This is a genomic window from Sphingomonas donggukensis (assembly GCF_023674425.1).
In the GTDB taxonomy this organism is placed as follows: Bacteria; Pseudomonadota; Alphaproteobacteria; order Sphingomonadales; family Sphingomonadaceae; genus Sphingomonas; species Sphingomonas donggukensis.
Genome location: NZ_CP098401.1, coordinates 1362502 through 1378055 on the forward strand (window position 1 = coordinate 1362502; position 15554 = coordinate 1378055).

General features: G+C 68.5%; 16 protein-coding genes and 1 tRNA gene. 12 read left to right on the forward strand and 5 right to left on the reverse strand.

Annotated elements, in window-relative coordinates; genetic code table 11:
• Nucleotides 1–54: 54 nt before the first annotated feature.
• Both purS and purQ read left to right on the forward strand, forming a co-directional pair.
• Nucleotides 55–288: a phosphoribosylformylglycinamidine synthase subunit PurS gene (purS, locus tag M9980_RS06685; RefSeq protein WP_250754638.1), complete on the forward strand. Its 234-nt coding sequence runs from the start codon at nt 55–57 to the stop codon at nt 286–288.
• A complete protein-coding gene (gene purQ, locus M9980_RS06690; protein ID WP_250754640.1) occupies nt 285–950 on the forward strand; it encodes a phosphoribosylformylglycinamidine synthase subunit PurQ in 666 nt (221 codons plus the stop codon). The genes purS and purQ overlap by 4 nt, the downstream gene beginning before the upstream one ends.
• Nucleotides 951–1106: 156 nt before the next feature.
• On the opposite strand, the gene M9980_RS06695 is transcribed toward purQ, so the two are convergent.
• The gene (locus tag M9980_RS06695) at nt 1107–1856 is read right to left on the reverse strand and encodes a queuosine precursor transporter (RefSeq protein WP_250754642.1); all 750 of its coding nucleotides are present in this window, start codon (nt 1854–1856) and stop codon (nt 1107–1109) included.
• A 61-nt stretch (nt 1857–1917) separates the two neighbouring features.
• Here M9980_RS06695 and M9980_RS06700 point away from each other — a divergent pair.
• From M9980_RS06700 to lptG, 9 genes are all read left to right on the forward strand, one after another.
• Nucleotides 1918–1994: transfer RNA gene (locus tag M9980_RS06700), tRNA-Arg, on the forward strand.
• A 52-nt stretch (nt 1995–2046) separates the two neighbouring features.
• Complete coding sequence (gene obgE, locus M9980_RS06705) at nt 2047–3099, forward strand: GTPase ObgE (RefSeq protein WP_250754644.1); 1053 nt, start codon at nt 2047–2049, stop codon at nt 3097–3099.
• Between the two features lie 53 nt (nt 3100–3152).
• The gene (gene proB, locus M9980_RS06710; RefSeq protein WP_250754646.1) at nt 3153–4253 is read left to right on the forward strand and encodes a glutamate 5-kinase; all 1101 of its coding nucleotides are present in this window, start codon (nt 3153–3155) and stop codon (nt 4251–4253) included.
• Nucleotides 4250–5152 carry an NAD-dependent epimerase/dehydratase family protein gene (locus M9980_RS06715; protein WP_250754648.1) on the forward strand — a complete coding sequence of 301 codons (903 nt, stop codon included), beginning with the start codon at nt 4250–4252 and terminating at the stop codon, nt 5150–5152. Before proB ends, M9980_RS06715 begins: the two co-directional genes overlap by 4 nt.
• A 46-nt stretch (nt 5153–5198) precedes the next feature.
• A complete protein-coding gene (locus M9980_RS06720) occupies nt 5199–5441 on the forward strand; it encodes an acyl carrier protein (protein WP_250754650.1) in 243 nt (80 codons plus the stop codon).
• 4 nt (nt 5442–5445) lie between these two features.
• Nucleotides 5446–6699, forward strand: coding sequence for a serine palmitoyltransferase (spt, locus tag M9980_RS06725; protein ID WP_250754652.1), 1254 nt, complete (start codon nt 5446–5448; stop codon nt 6697–6699).
• A gap of 62 nt (nt 6700–6761) precedes the next feature.
• Nucleotides 6762–8732, forward strand: a complete 1971-nt coding sequence (locus tag M9980_RS06730) for an ATP-binding protein (protein WP_250754654.1) — start codon at nt 6762–6764, stop codon at nt 8730–8732.
• Nucleotides 8733–8819: 87 nt separating this feature from the next.
• On the forward strand, nt 8820–10025 hold the full coding sequence (gene lptF / locus M9980_RS06735) for an LPS export ABC transporter permease LptF (RefSeq protein WP_250754656.1): 1206 nt from the start codon (nt 8820–8822) through the stop codon (nt 10023–10025).
• Nucleotides 10022–11119: an LPS export ABC transporter permease LptG gene (gene lptG, locus M9980_RS06740; RefSeq protein WP_250754658.1), complete on the forward strand. Its 1098-nt coding sequence runs from the start codon at nt 10022–10024 to the stop codon at nt 11117–11119. The genes lptF and lptG overlap by 4 nt, the downstream gene beginning before the upstream one ends.
• On the opposite strand, the gene M9980_RS06745 is transcribed toward lptG, so the two are convergent.
• A complete protein-coding gene (locus tag M9980_RS06745) occupies nt 11103–12218 on the reverse strand; it encodes a fatty acid desaturase family protein (protein WP_250754660.1) in 1116 nt (371 codons plus the stop codon). The genes lptG and M9980_RS06745 overlap by 17 nt on opposite strands.
• A 120-nt stretch (nt 12219–12338) precedes the next feature.
• Between M9980_RS06745 and M9980_RS06750 the strand changes: the two genes are divergently transcribed.
• Complete coding sequence (locus tag M9980_RS06750; RefSeq protein WP_250754662.1) at nt 12339–13490, forward strand: N-acetyltransferase; 1152 nt, start codon at nt 12339–12341, stop codon at nt 13488–13490.
• A gap of 151 nt (nt 13491–13641) precedes the next feature.
• Here the strand turns inward: M9980_RS06750 and M9980_RS06755 are convergent, their stop codons facing one another.
• The 3 genes from M9980_RS06755 to erpA are packed head-to-tail and all read right to left on the reverse strand — an operon-like array spanning nt 13642 to nt 15549.
• Nucleotides 13642–14448 (reverse strand): transporter, encoded by an 807-nt coding sequence (locus M9980_RS06755; RefSeq protein WP_250754664.1) that lies wholly within the window; start codon nt 14446–14448, stop codon nt 13642–13644.
• Nucleotides 14430–15200, reverse strand: a complete 771-nt coding sequence (gene xth, locus M9980_RS06760; RefSeq protein WP_250754666.1) for an exodeoxyribonuclease III — start codon at nt 15198–15200, stop codon at nt 14430–14432. The genes M9980_RS06755 and xth overlap by 19 nt, the downstream gene beginning before the upstream one ends.
• A 7-nt stretch (nt 15201–15207) precedes the next feature.
• On the reverse strand, nt 15208–15549 hold the full coding sequence (gene erpA, locus M9980_RS06765; RefSeq protein WP_250754667.1) for an iron-sulfur cluster insertion protein ErpA: 342 nt from the start codon (nt 15547–15549) through the stop codon (nt 15208–15210).
• Nucleotides 15550–15554: the final 5 nt, after the last annotated feature.

Here is a 15554-nt window from a genome sequence, read left to right on the forward strand (position 1 = left end):
CGTCAGCGGCCATAGGCCCGCGCGACTGACCCGAACGTCGCAAAGGCCCCCGATATGAAGCTCCGCATCGTCGTGACGTTGAAGCCGGGCGTGCTCGATCCGCAGGGCAAGGCGATCGAACATGCGCTGGCAGGCCTCGGCTTCGGCGGAGTCGCCGGGGTGCGGGCCGGCAGGATCTTCGAACTGGACGTCGCCGACGACACCAGCGACGCCGCGGTCGACGAGATGTGCCGCAAGCTGCTCGCCAACACCGTCATCGAAAACTACCGCGTCGAGCGCCAGCCATGAAGGCCGCGGTCGTCGTCTTTCCCGGATCGAACTGCGACCGCGATCTGGCGGTGGCGATCCGCGACGTCACCGGCACCGCGCCGACGATGGTGTGGCACGGCGACAGCGAGTTGCCCGATGGGCTGGGCCTGATCGCGCTGCCCGGCGGCTTTTCCTACGGCGATTACCTGCGCTGCGGCGCGATCTCGGCACGGTCGCCGATCATGCGCGCCGTCGTCGAGCAGGCGGGGCGCGGCGTGCCGGTGCTGGGCGTCTGCAACGGGTTCCAGGTGCTGACCGAGGCGGGGCTGCTGCCCGGCGCGCTGATGCGTAACGCGGGCCTAGATTTCGTGTGCCGCGACGTGCCGCTGACGGTCGCGACCGCCGACAGCCGGTTCACGAACGGCTACCAGGCTGGCGAGACGATCTCGATCCCCGTCGCCCACCACGACGGCAATTACTTCGCCGACGCCGCGACGCTCGACCGGCTGGAAGGCGAAGGCCGCGTCGCGTTCCGCTATGCCGAAGACGTCAACGGATCGGCCCGCGGCATCGCCGGCATCCTGAACGAAGCCGGCAATGTCCTCGGCATGATGCCGCACCCCGAGCGGCGCATCGAGGCGGCGCATGGCGGCACGGACGGGCGGCGGCTGTTCGATGGGTTACTGGCGGCGGTGGGTTGAGTTCGCCGACTCTCACCAACCCGTTCGCTTCGAGTAGGGATCGAGCATAGTCGAGAGCCCGTATCGAGAAGTCCTCTCCGTGCGGCACCCACCTCTCGATACGTCGTCTCGACAAGCTCGACGATTACTTGAGGCGAACGGTATTGGAGGAGGTCGCTAAACCCCCGTCCGGAACGGCGTGAAATCGGTGCCCCGATCGAACACGTCGATCCCCTCGCGCCGCTTGAGCGCGCCCACCACCGCATAGGTCACCGGCGTCAGCAGCGCCTCCCACAACGTCTTCAGCAGGAACTGGCTGAGCACCACCTGCGCCAGCTGGGCGGTCGTCCAGCCGGGCTGGCCGTAGAAGGCGAGCGGGTAGAAGATCAGGCTGTCGAACGCCTGGCCGACGATCGTCGAGCCGATCGTGCGGGTCCACAGGTGGCGCCCCTCGGTCCACACCTTCATCCGCGCCAGCACGAAACTGTTGGCGAATTCGCCGACCCAGAAGGCGGTCATCGACGCGAGGACGATGCGCCACGTGCTACCGAACACCTCCCGATACGCCGCCTGCCCGCCCCAGCCGGCGTCGGGCGGCAGCGCCACCACCACCCACGCCATGAACGCCATGAACAGCAGCGCGGCAAACCCCGTCCAGATCACGCGGCGCGCACGGGCATAGCCATACACTTCGGTCAGGATGTCGCCGATGATGTAGCTGACGGGAAAGAACACCACCCCCGCGCCGAACGCCCAGGTGCCGATGCCGGGCACGTCGAGCACCGCGCGCTTCGACGCGCCGATCAGGTTCGACAGCAGCAGGATGGTGACGAACGCCGCCATGACGACGTCGAAATAGCGGAACTGCCCGCCCGCCACGTCGCGCGCATCGACCTGCGCCGTCGCCTGGTGATCCCCCCGATCCATGCCCCCTTTATGATCGCGGTTGGACGCGCCCGCAATCCGCGCTAACGCATTGGGCCACCGCGCGCCCGTAGCTCAGCTGGATAGAGCAAGGAGCTTCTACCTCCTCGGTCGGGGGTTCGAATCCCTCCGGGCGCGCCAGGCCTCTCACAGCCGTGTCGCTTTGCCCGCGCGAAGTCGCTAGGGAGCGGCCATGCATTTTCTTGACCAGGCAAAGATCTTCGTCCGTTCGGGCACCGGCGGCGGCGGCGCGGTGTCGTTCCGGCGTGAGAAGTTCATCGAATATGGCGGGCCCGACGGCGGCAACGGCGGCAAGGGCGGCGACATCGTGTTCGAGGCGGTGGCCGGCCTCAACACCCTCATCGACTTTCGCTACACCCAGCATTTCCGCGCGCCCCGCGGCAAGGGCGGCGCGGGTTCGAACATGACAGGCGGCGGCGGCGACGATCTGGTCATCAAGGTACCCGTCGGCACCCAAGTCATCAGCGAGGACAAGGAGCACGTCCTGCTCGACTTCACGAAAGTCGGCCAGCGCGAGATATTCCTGCGCGGCGGCGACGGCGGTCGCGGCAACCTGAGCTACAAGACCTCGACCAATCGCACCCCGCGCCAGCACGGCACGGGCTGGCCGGGCGACGAGGCGTGGGTGTGGCTGCGCCTCAAGCTGCTCGCCGACGCCGGCCTCGTCGGCCTGCCCAACGCCGGCAAGTCGACCTTCATCAACGCCGTCACCAATGCGAAGGCCAAGGTCGGCGAATATGCCTTCACCACCACCCGCCCCCAGCTGGGCGTGGTGCGGCACAAGGAGCGCGAGTTCGTCATCGCCGACATCCCCGGCCTGATCGAGGGTGCGGCGGACGGCGCCGGGATCGGTGACCGCTTCCTGGGGCATATCGAGCGGTGCCGCGTGCTGCTCCACTTGGTTGACGCCAACGATCCCGACGTCGCCGAGAGCTACCGCATCGTGCGCGAGGAGCTCGAGGCCTATGGCGCCGGGCTGACCGACAAGCCGTTCGTGGTTGCGCTCAACAAGATCGACACGCTCGACGACGAACTGATCGCTGCGATTTCCGCGGAGCTGGAGGCGGCGAGCGGTGCCGAGGTCATTGCCATTTCGGGCGCGGCGGGGATCGGCGTGGACTGGGTGCTCGACCGCATGATCGAGGCGATCGGCGACGCCGATGCCGCCAAGACCATCGCCGCCGATGACGAGGGCGAGGATGCGCTCGACTGGTCGCCGGTCTGAGCTGTCGATGCGGCTGATTGGCGCGCGCGTCCTGCCGCGCTAACGCTGTCGTCATGGTGTTCGCGCCCGCCACCTGCCCGCGACTGATCGTGAAGATCGGATCGGCGCTTCTCGTCCATCCCGGCGGTGCGGTGCGGCGCGACTGGCTGGCGGGGATCGCTGCGGACATTGCCGCGCGGATCGCGGAGGGTCAGCAGGTGGCGGTGGTGTCGTCCGGCGCGATCGCGCTCGGCGCGCGGCGGCTGGGCCTGGCGAAGGGCGGCCGCGCCAGCCTGGAGGATGCGCAGGCCGCCGCCGCGGTCGGGCAGATCGCGCTGTCGCAGGTGTGGGCCGAGGTGCTGGGGCATGAGAGGCTGACCGCTGCGCAGATGCTCGTGACCCTCGACGATCTGGAGGATCGCCGGCGGTACCTCAACGCCTCGGCCACGCTCGACAGGCTGCTGTCGCTCGGCGTCGTGCCGGTCATCAACGAAAACGACAGCGTCGCGACCGCCGAGATCCGCTTCGGCGACAACGACCGGCTCGCCGCGCGCGTGGCGCAGGCGGCGGGGGCGGCAGGCGTCGTGCTGCTGAGCGATATCGACGGGCTGTACGACCGCAATCCCGCCCTCCCCGGCGCCGAGCATATCGCGGTGGTCGAGCGGATCGATTCCGCCATCGAGGCGATGGCCGATCGCGGCTCGGCTTCGGGCATGGGTTCGGGCGGCATGGTATCGAAGATCGCGGCGGCGAAGATCGCGTGCGCGGCGGGCGCCGCGCTTGCCATCGCCAGCGGCCATGCCGAGCGCCCGCTGGCGGCCGACGCGCGCCACACGCTGTTCGTGCCCGAACGCCGCGCCCGCGCGCGCAAGGCGTGGCTGGCCGGGCGCCTGACCGCGAAGGGCAGCATCGTCGTCGATGCCGGCGCCGCCCGCGCGCTGACGCAGGGCAACAGCCTGCTCGCGGTCGGCGCGACCGGCGTGCGCGGCATGTTCTTCCGCGGCGACCTGGTGACGATCGAGGGGCCGGCGGGGCCGCTCGCCCGGGGCTTGGCGGAGTACGACGCCGCCGATGTTGCCCGCCTGCTCGGCACGCACAGCGAGCACCAGGCCGCGATCCTCGACTATGCCCCGCGCGCCGCGCTGGTCCATCGCAACCACATGGCGCTGCTGTGAGGATCGCGGTCACCGGCGCCACCGGCTTTGTCGGCACGCGGCTGCTGGCGCTCGCGCGCGAGGGCGGCGTGGCGGTGAGCGCGCTGACTCGCCGTCCGCGCGACGACGCGGAGGGTGTAACATGGGTCGAAGGCGCGCTCGATGACGCCGCTGCGCTGCTGCGGCTCGCCACGGGTGCGGATGCGGTGGTCCACGTCGCCGGCGTCGTGAACGCGCCGGACCGCGCAGGGTTCGTCGCGGGTAATGTCGAGGGCACGCGCAACATCCTCTCCGCTGCGCGCGACGCCGGGGTCGCGCGGTTCGTCCACGTCTCCTCCCTCGCCGCGCGCGAGCCCGGCCTGTCGGAGTACGGCGCGACGAAGGCGGACGCGGAAGGGCTCGTCGAGGGGTCGGGCCTCGCCTGGGACATGGTGCGCCCGCCTGCGATCTACGGACCCGGCGACCGTGAGATGCTCGACCTGTTCCGCATTGCCCGGCTGGGGGTCGCGCTGTTGCCGCCGGGCGGACGGATGTCGGCGATCCATGTCGACGACCTCTCCCGCCTGCTGCTCACGCTCGCCAAGGCGCCGGCGGCGCACCGCATCTACGAAGTCGACGACGGACGAGCCGGCGGATGGAGCCACGCCGCCTTCGCCCGCGCGATCGGCGATGCGCTGGGCAAGCGGGTCCGCCCGATCGCCCTGCCCCGCCGCCTGCTGAACCTGGGCGCGCGGGTGGATTCGCTGGTGCGCGGCACCGGCGCCAAGCTGACGCCCGACCGCGTGTCCTATTTCTGTCACCCAGACTGGGTGGCCGATCCGCTCAAACGCCCGCCGCCCGACCTGTGGCACCCGGCCATCGCCACGCCCGACGGCCTCGCCGCGACCGCGGCATGGTATCGCGCGAACGGCCTGCTATAGCCTGCCGCCAAACCCGCGCCGCATTTGGCGCCCAGAGGATGTTCGCATGACCGACCGCGCCGCCATTTTCGACACCGTCGCCGCCCAGATCGAACCGTTCAACAAGAAGGGCGTGGCGCTCTCCGAGGCGACCACGTTCCAGGGCGACCTGGAGTGGGACAGCCTGACCGTCATGGATTTCGTCGCCGCGATCGAGGACGAATTCGAGATCATCATCACGATGAACATGCAGGCCGAGATCGAAACCGTCGGCCAGCTGGTCGATGCCGTCGCCAAGCTGAAGGGCTGATCCGATGACCGATGCAGGCCTTGCGACCGAAAAGCCGGTGGTCGAACCGGGCGGCGAGCGCGACCTGATGTCGAAGTTCGACGCGCTGATCGCCGAGCGCCAGGCGTTGATCGACACCGGCGTCACCGATCCCTTCGCGATCGTGATGGACGAGGTGAAGTCGCCGACGCAGGCCGTCATCAAGGGCCGCGAGACGATTCTGCTCGGCACTTACAATTACATGGGCATGACGTTCGATGCCGACGTCATCCAGGCGGGCAAGGACGCGCTCGACCAGTTCGGGTCGGGCACCAACGGCAGCCGGATGCTCAACGGCACGTTCCGCGACCACATGGAAGTCGAGGAGGCGCTGCGCGACTTCTACGGCGTCAGCGGCGCGATCGTGTTCTCGACCGGGTACATGGCCAACCTCGGCATGATCTCGACGCTCGCGGGCAAGGGCGACTACGTCATCCTCGACGCCGACAGCCACGCCTCGATCTACGATGGCTGCAAGCAGGGCGTCGCCGAAATCGTCCGCTTTCGCCACAATTCGGTCGAGGATCTCGACAAGCGCCTCGGGCGCCTGCCCGCCGAGGCCGGCAAGCTGGTGGTGCTGGAGGGCGTCTATTCGATGCTCGGCGACATCGCGCCGCTCAAGGAAATGGTCGCGGTCGCCAAGAAGCACGGCGCGATGGTGCTCTCCGACGAGGCGCACTCGATGGGCTTCTACGGCCCCAACGGGCGCGGCGTGTATGAGGACATGGGGCTGGAGGCGGACGTCGATTTCGTCGTCGGCACTTTCTCGAAATCGGTCGGCACGGTCGGCGGCTTCTGCGTGTCGAACCACCCGAAGTTCGAGGCGATCCGCCTCGCCTGCCGCCCCTATATCTTCACCGCGAGTTTGCCGCCGTCGGTCGTCGCCACCGCGGCGGTGTCGATCCGCAAGCTCAAGACCGCGCACGAAAAGCGCGCCCGGCTGTGGGACAATGCCCGCACGCTGCACGGCGGGCTGAAGGCGCTGGGCTTCAAGCTCGGCACCGAGAGCCCCGACAGCGCCATCATCGCGGTCATCCTCGACGATCAGGAACAGGCGGTCGCGATGTGGCAGGCGCTGCTCGACGGCGGTCTGTACGTGAACATGGCGCGCCCGCCGGCGACGCCGGCGGGGACGTTCCTGCTGCGCTGTTCGCTCTGCGCCGAACACACGCCCGAACAGATCCGGACCGTGCTCGGCATGTTCGAGGCGGCGGGCCGCGCGGTGGGCGTGCTCGCCTGACGCCCCGGACCTGATGCGCCGCCTTTCCCCGCACCGCGCGGTCCTGTAAGGCGGGCGCCGCGATGAGCGACCGGGGACTGACGAACAGCGTGGACTGGGTCCGTGCCCGCTGGCGCACGATCACGATGGTGATCGTCGCGGTGCTGGGCGCGGCGGTGCTGACTGCGCTGGTCACCGCGCTCGGTGCGTCGAACCGTGCCCGCGACCGCGCGCTCAGCCTGCAATCGCACAGTTTCGAGGTGATGATCCTCACCCGCTCGCTCGCCGGGACGATCGCCAAGGCCGAGGCGACGCTGGGCCGCTTCGTCATCAGCGGGGACAAGGCGATCGGGCGCCGCTTCCAGGACGGCTGGACGCAGGCGGGGCAGCAGATCGACCGGCTGGACGTGCTGGCGCGCGACAACGACATGCAGCGCGCGCGCGTCGATGCGCTGCGTACCGCCTACCGCGTGCGCGGCGACCAATTGTCGCTGATCGCGCTCAGCACCAACTATCGCAAGAACGACCAGGCGCTCGCCCGCTACTATGCCGCCAGCGACGACCAGGCGCTGAAGGATATCGACCGCCTGCTGCAGGGGTTCATCGACACCGAGCGCCTGTTGCTGTCCCGGCGCACCGCCGATGCGCAGGCGACGATCGAGCGGTCGAATACCGCGGCCAAGGTGTTCGCGGGCTTCGGTATCGCCATCCTGCTCGGCGCGATCGCGCTCGGCTGGCTGACGGTGCGTGCGCAGACCGACCGCGCGATCGCCGCCGCCGAGGCCGATAGCGAGCGCCAGCGCGCCGAGGATCTGGAAGCAGCCGTCGTCGCCGCGACCGATGAACTCCATGCCGAGGCGCGCGAGCGCGAGGCGGCGGAAGCGCAGCTGCGCCAGATCCAGAAGCTCGACGCGGTCGGCCAGCTGACCGGCGGGATCGCGCATGATTTCAACAACATGCTCGCGGTCGTGCTCGGCGGGATCGAGCTTGCCAAGCGCCGCCATGCCGAGGGTAGCGACGAGGTCGGACGCCATCTCGACAGCGCGGCGGAGGGCGCCAACCGCGCGTCCGCCCTCACCCGACGGCTGCTCGCCTTCGCCCGTGCCGAACCGCTGCTGCCGCAGGCGGTGGAGGCGCGGACGCTGATCGACGGCATGTCCGACCTGATCGACCGGACCTTGGGCGACGCCATCCGGGTGGAAACCGTCCACGATTCGGCGGGGTGGCACGTGTGGGTCGATCGCCACGGGCTGGAGAACGCGATCCTCAATCTCGCGGTCAACGCCCGCGACGCGATGGACGGGCGCGGCGCGCTGACCATCGCCACCGGCACGACAACGCTCGGTGACGGCAGCGTCGGCCAGTGCGTCGCCGGCGACTATGTCACCATCGCGGTCAGCGACACCGGCTGCGGCATGACCGCCGACGTGATCGAGCGGGTGTACGAGCCGTTCTTCACGACCAAACCGGTCGGCAAGGGGACCGGCCTGGGGCTCAGCCAGATCTTCGGCTTCGTCCAGCAGACCGGCGGAGAGATCGGCATCGCGTCGCAGCCGGGCGCGGGCACGACGGTCACCCTGTACCTGCCCCGCCACGCCGCCGCCCCGCCGGCCGCGGAGCCCACCGCACTGCCCGACGCCGCCCTGCCCCATGCCGCGACCCGCAGCCTCGACATCCTGGTCGTCGAGGACGACCTGCGCGTGCTGTCGGCGACCATCGACGTGCTAGTCGACCTCGGCCACCGCCCGCTGCCCTGCCCCGATCCGCTGACCGTGGAGGAGGTGGTGGCGGGCGCCGCCGCCATCGATCTCGTGATATCGGACGTGCTGATGCCGGGTCGCACCGGCCCCGAAGTGATCGCGGCGATCGCCCCGCGCCTGCCCGACGCCGCCGTGCTGTACGTCACGGGCTTTGCCGGAGAAGCCGCCGAGCACGACGATTTCGGCGGGCGCGTCGTCCTCCGCAAACCCTATACGATCGCGGCGCTGGAAGTTGCGATCGACAAGGCGATGGCGGCGCGCGACGCAGCCCCGGCACGCCGCAGCGCGGCCTGATCGCCCCGTCCGATTTTGCGGTGGCGTCCGACAGCCGGCGGGGTATAGCGGGGGCCATTCCCGTCGAAGGCAAGCAAACCACCCTCCATGAAGTCGCTCGATCGCTACATGGCCCGCCTGATCGCGGTTCCGCTGCTCTCGACGCTGGTGATCTCGGCGATGCTGCTGATCCTCGACCGCATGCTGCGCCTGTTCGACTTCGTCGCGACGGAGGGTGGACCGGTCAGCGTCGTGTGGAAGATGCTGGCCAATCTGCTGCCCGAATATCTCGGCCTCGGCATCCCGATCGGGCTGATGCTCGGCATCCTGCTCGCCTTCCGCAAGCTCGCGACCACGTCCGAACTCGACGTGCTGCGCGGCGTCGGCATGAGCTACGGGCGCCTGCTGCGCGTGCCGTACATGTATGCGATCGTGCTGGCGGCGGTGAATCTGGCGATCGTCGGCTATGTCCAGCCCAAGGCGCGCTATGCCTATGAGGGGCTGCGGTTCGAGCTGCGATCGGGCGCGCTCGGCGCGTCGATCAAGGTGGGCGAATTCACCAAGCTCGGCGACAAGCTGACGCTGCGCATCGAGCAGAGCCGCGACAAGGGCGCGCGGCTGACCGGGATATTCGTGAACGCAAAGCCGAAGCCCGGCCAATGGGTGTCGGTGACCGCGGAGCGCGGCCAGTTCCTGCGCACCGACGACCCCGACGTCATCATCTTCCGCCTGACCAACGGCACGCTCGTCCACTACGCACCCGGCTACACCAGCCCCCGCGTATTGAGCTTCACCTCGCACGACCTGCCGATCGACCTGCCGCGGTTCGAGGCGTTCCGGATGCGCGGCAACACCGGGCTGGAGCGCACGCTGCCTGAGCTGGCCATCCTCGGCCATGACGCGCGCGTGAGCGAGAAGGAGCGTGATACCAGCCGTGCCGCCTTCCATTTCCGGCTGGTGGAGGTCGCAACGATCTTCCTGCTGCCGATGCTCGCGCTGTCGCTCGGCGTACCGCCCAAGCGATCGACCTCGGCGCTCGGCGTGTTCCTGTCGATCGTGATGGTCGTCGCCTATCACAAGGTGAACGAATACGCGCGCGACCTGGGCGGGCTGGGCCGCATCGACCCGCTGGTCGCGCTGTGGGGGCCGTTCCTGATCTTCGCTGCGCTGGTGATCTGGATGTATTGGCAGGTCGCCCATGTTCCCGGCGGCCAGCCGATCGGTGGCCTCGAGCGCGTGTCGGGCAAGGTCGCCGGCTGGCTGCGCCGACGCCTGTCGATCGCGCGGCCTCGAAACGAGGAGGCCGTGGCATGAAGATGCCGTCGTTCTTCCCGTCGCGCACGGTCACCATCTACATGGCGAAGCTGTTCGTGACGCGGACCTTTGCGGTGCTGTTCGCGCTGGTGCTGGTGCTACAGGCGCTCGACCTGCTCAGCGAATCCGGCCGTATCCTCGCCCATGCGGGCAATGGCGAGAGCGAAATCTGGCGCTACGTGTCTCTGCGCGCGCCGGAGATCATCTCGCGCTTCCTGCCTTTCTCGGTCCTGCTCGGCACGATCATCACGCTGTCGACCATGAACCAGAACAGCGAGATCATCTCGCTGAAGGCCGCCGGGCTGTCGGCGCACCAGGTGCTTGCACCGCTGATCGTCGCGGGGCTCGGCGTCGCGATCATCTCGTTCGCGTTCAACGACCGCATCGTCGCGCGCGCGACCGCGACGCTCGACCAGTGGCAGAAGGTCGATTACGGCCCGCTCCCCATCGACCGCGGCGACCGCGCCAACGTATGGGTGCGCAGCGGCGACGACCTGATCCAGGTCGCGCAGATTCGCGGACGCGGGGACGCGGCCCAGCTTGGCGGCGTCAGCGTCTATGAGCGGCGCGGCGGCTCGCTTGCCTCGATCATCACCGCACCCGCCGGGCGCCGCGACGGCGACGGATGGCGGCTGGACGGCGCGCAACGCTTCGACGTGGCGACCGGCAAGCAGGCGGCGATCGGTACCACCGTCGTCGGGCGCGGCGTGCGCCCCGATCAGTTCACGCTGGCGAGCGTCGATGCCGATGGCCTGTCGTTCGGCGCGCTGCGTTCGGCGATCGACGACCTCGACGCCGCCGGTCGCCCGACCAAGGCGCTGGAGGGGTCGTTGTGGCACAAATTGTCGGGACCGCTGTCGGCGGTGCTGATGCCACTGCTCGCCGCAGTCGCCGCATTCGGCGTGGCGCGATCGGGCAAGCTGTTCGTCCGCGCGGTGTCGGGCATGGCGCTGGGCTTTGCCTATTTCGTCGCCGACAATTTCGCGCTGGCGATGGGCAACCTCGGCGCCTACCCGCCGTTCCTCGCGGCCTGGGCGCCGTTCCTGCTGTTCCTGCTGGTCGGCGAAGCGGTGCTGGTCAGGACAGAGGAATAGTCCGCTTCCCCACCGTCACGGTGCTGCGCACCAGCCGGTGGAGTAGCCCGGGCAGCCCGTCGTAGCTCGCCTTGTGATAGGGCGAATGCTGCTCCAGCGCCGCCGACAGGCGACGGTGCGCCTCACCCAGCGCGTGATAGGGCAGACCCGGCAGCAGGTGGTGCAGCGCGTGGTAACGCAGGCCGACCGGCGCCCACAGCATCGGCAGCAGCGCGGGCGGGGGCACGTTGACCGAATCGAGGTACTGGGCAGTGACGCTCATCGCCTCGCCCTCATTCTCCCACAGATGCGCGACGAGCGTGCGGATCTGGTTGATGACCATCGTCGCCGACAGCACGCCGATGAAGATCGCAAACGCGCGCAGCGGCACGACCCCGGTCACGACGAGCGCTATCAGAGTGATGGCCCAGAACGACGTCAGTACCTCCAGCTGGATCCACAGACGCCGCTGCTCGCCATCGGCGGCACGCCGGCGGAAGGCCGGATTGATCGCCAATGCCGAGAAGCGCGCGACGATCGCGGCGCGCAGCTTGGGAACCAGCAGCCCAAGCGGCGACAGCACGGCGTAGCGGAACAAGAGCGCGATCGGCCCAAGCGCGGCGGCCAGCGTGAACATCGGCACCGACCACGGCTTCATCAGCGCGAGCGGCAGATATTCGGGGTCATCCGCGGTGCCGTAGCGCGTCTTGGCGTGGTGCAAATTATGCACCCCCTCGTACATGAATGACGGGATCAGCAGCGGCACGCCGACCATCAGGTTCCAGCCCATCCGATAGCCCGGAACGGCGGCATGCTTGATGTGGCTCACCTCGTGGATGAAGCTGCCGGCGCGGTACAGCGCGAACACCGCGACGACGCCGCACAGCACCGCGACCCACGTCACCGGCGCCAGGATCGCGCCCGCCAGCGCCGCGTAGCCGACCGCAGCGGACGCCGCGGTATCGAGCCAGTAGAGCCACGGTTTCGGCGCATGCAGGTCTCGCGACAATTCCGCCGCGGTCCGCAGCAACGCCTTGTCGTCGGCCACTTTCTCGCGACGCACCGGCGCCGCGACATCGGCCGCCATCTCACGCGGGTCTAGGGTCAGAGTCTGAGTCATTACCTGTGCCATAGCAGATAGATAGTGTCGGGAGAGTGGCAACAACAGGGGCGCGGCTTGACAGTTCCCGCATCGCGCGGGACTGCTTGGGGAAATCGCACTCCCGAGGCCGCGCCACGCATGACCCCTGCCACCATCCGTCCGATCACGTCCAAGGCCGATCGAAAGGCCTTCGTCGCGCTACCGTTCCGCCTCTACGCCGACGATCCGAACTGGGTTCCGCCGCTGAAGAACGAGGCGCTCGGCCTCATCACGCCCGAAAAGAACGGCTGGTTCAGCCATGCCAAGGCGCAATTGTTCCTGGCCGAACGCGACGGGCGCGTCGTGGGGCGAATTTCGGCGCATATCGACACGCTGGCGCTGACCATGCCCGCCGACCAGGGCTTCGGCCCCGGCGTCGGGCAATGGGGGCTGTTCGATGCAGAGGATGCAGCCACTGGCGCGGCGCTGATCGAGACCGCCGAACACTGGCTGCGCGACCAAGGGATGACGCGCGCGCTGGGGCCGATCAGCATGTCGATCTGGGAGGAGCCGGGCCTGCTTGTCGACGGATACGACCATCCGCCGACGATCATGATGGGTCATGCCAAACCCGAATATCGCGGCTGGATCGAGGGGGCGGGCTATAGCTGCGTGAAGGAGCTGTTCACCTACGACCTCGACATCACGAAGGAATTCCCCCCCATCGTTCGCCGGATCATCCAGTCGGGCGAACGCAACCCGCGCATCCGCATCCGCGAGGTCGACAAGTCGAAGTTCGAGGAGGAGGCCGCGATCATCCTCGACATCCTGAACGATGCGTGGTCGGACAATTGGGGATTCGTCCCCCTCACCCCGCCCGAGATCAAGGATGTCGGCGTCAAGCTGAAGCCGATCGTGTTCAACGACCTGATCCGCATCGCCGAGGTCGACGGGCGCCCGGTGGCTTTCATGATCACGCTTCCCGACCTGAACGAGGCGATCGCGCCGCTGAAGGGCAATCTGCTGCCGTTCGGCTGGGCAAAGCTGCTGCTGTGGCTGCGGCGCCCGAAGGTGAAGACGATGCGCGTGCCGCTGATGGGTGTGGTCAAGGAACTGCAATCGTCGCGCATGGCGAGCCAGCTGGCCTTCATGATGATCGAATATATCCGCCGAGCCTCGGTCGCCCGCTATGGCGCGACGCGCGGCGAGATCGGCTGGATCCTTGACGACAATCAGGGCATGCGATCGATCGCGGAGACCATCGATTGCACGATCAACAAGACGTACAACGTGTACGGCAAGGATTTGTGAAGCGTAAAAACTGGCGCTTCATGTCTCCGGTCGAGACCAATCCCAAATCCGTTCGCACTGAGCTTGTCGAAGTGCGTGTCGGGGACGATCCGTCCGTGGCACATGCTTCGACAAGCTCAGCACGAACGGGCGGGGTCTGGCGCTCGCGCTATCAGAACCGCCGGCTGAACCCGACGTACAGTTCCACGTCGTCGCTGTCGCGGTTCAGCCCGGCGTTGAGGCCGACATCGAGCATAAGGTCGCGGCCACGTTGCCAGGCCAGCGACACCCCGGCGTAACTCTGCGTCGTGGCACCCAGCGGGTCGTAGTCGCGCACCGCCTGCACCTCCAGCCCCAGACCGAGCGTATCGGTCAGGTCGATGCCGAGCCCGACCGTCGTCCCCCAGGCGACATGGCGCCCGCGGCGATCCTCGTCCACGGCGGCGGCGATCTGCGGGGAGGCTTGCAGCGACACGCCGCCGGGCAGTTCGTAGCTGACCGGCACGACCACTACCGCTCCCCAGTCCCCCGCACCCGCGGGTGCGCGTCCGACCGGCAGCGTCACCTGCGGCTGCACCGCCGCGGAAAACCCGCTGCCCTCGGGATTGGCGAGACCGATCTTCGCCCCCAGCAGCAAGTCGCCGACCCCGTCGCTCCTGTCGATGGCACCGGTCGCCTTCGTCCGGACGCGCTCTCGACCATAAGGCGTAAAGCCGATTTGGGCCTCGATCGTGTCGGACACGCCGATGCGAACCACCGTCTCGCCGATGATGAGCGTATCGCTGCGCGCTTCGGCATCGTCGGTGCTGGTCCAGTCGGCCAGCCCCGTCTCCACCTGCACGCGCCCGCGATCGACGATGCACGGCGGCGTGCCGAGGCCCGGGCGGTCGGTACACAGGTCGCGATCCTGCGCGATGGCCGGCGTCGCGGTGCAGACCGCGATCGCCGCCGCGATCCGCTTCACCGAAGCCGCACCCACGTCGGCGCGTGGTCGCTCGCCTTCTCGCGCCCGCGATATTCCTTGTCGACGCCCGCCCCGGCGAAGCGATCCGCCGCGCGCGGGCTGAGCAACAGATGGTCGATGCGGAACCCGGCGTCGCGCTGCCACGCGCCGGCCTGATAGTCCCAGAACGTCCACATCCCGCCGCGCGGAAATTGCGTGCGCAGCGAATCGGTCCATCCCTGCGCCAGCAGGCGACGGTATCCGGCGCGGCTTTCGGGCTGCATCAGCGCGTCGTCCTGCATCGCGCGTACCGAATACGTGTCGTCATCGTTGGGGATGACATTGTAGTCGCCCGCCAGCACGACCGGCACTTCCTCAGCCAGCAGATCGCGTGCGCGCTCGGCAAGGCGATCGATCCACCGTAGCTTGTAATCGAATTTCGGACCCGGCTGCGGATTGCCGTTGGGCAGGTAGATCGACGCGATGACGACGCCGTTCACCTCAGCTTCGATATAGCGGCTGTGCTCGTCCTCAGGCTCGCCGGCCAGACCCTTCTGACGCTCGGCCGGCTGGGCCTCGCGCGCGAGGATGGCGACGCCGTTCCAGCTCTTCTGCCCATGCCAGATCGCGCCATACCCTGCCGCCTCGATATCGGCGATCGGGAACCCCTCGTCCGCCGATTTCAACTCCTGAAGGCAGACGACATCGGGCTGCGCCTCGGTCAGATATTCGACCAGGCGCGGCAGGCGCGCCTTGATGCCGTTGACGTTGTAGCTGACGATCTTCACGCGGACGTCAGATCGAGAAGCTGGAGCCGCAGCCGCAGCCCGACGCGGCATTGGGGTTCGTCACGCGGAATGCCGCGCCGCCCAGACTCTCGACGAAATCGACGCTGGCACCGCGAACGAGATCGAGGCTGACGGAATCGACGACCAGCCGCACGCCGTCGGTTTCGACCACGCTGTCATCGTCCTGCGCGTCCTCGGCCAAGCCGAACTGGTACTGGAAGCCGGAGCAGCCGCCGCCCTCGACCGACAGGCGCAGGATGGCGGGCTTGCCCTGACGCGCGGCGATCGCGGCGACGCGCGCGGCGGCGGACGGGGTCAGGCCGATGTCGGCTTGTTCGAGAATGGCCATGCGCC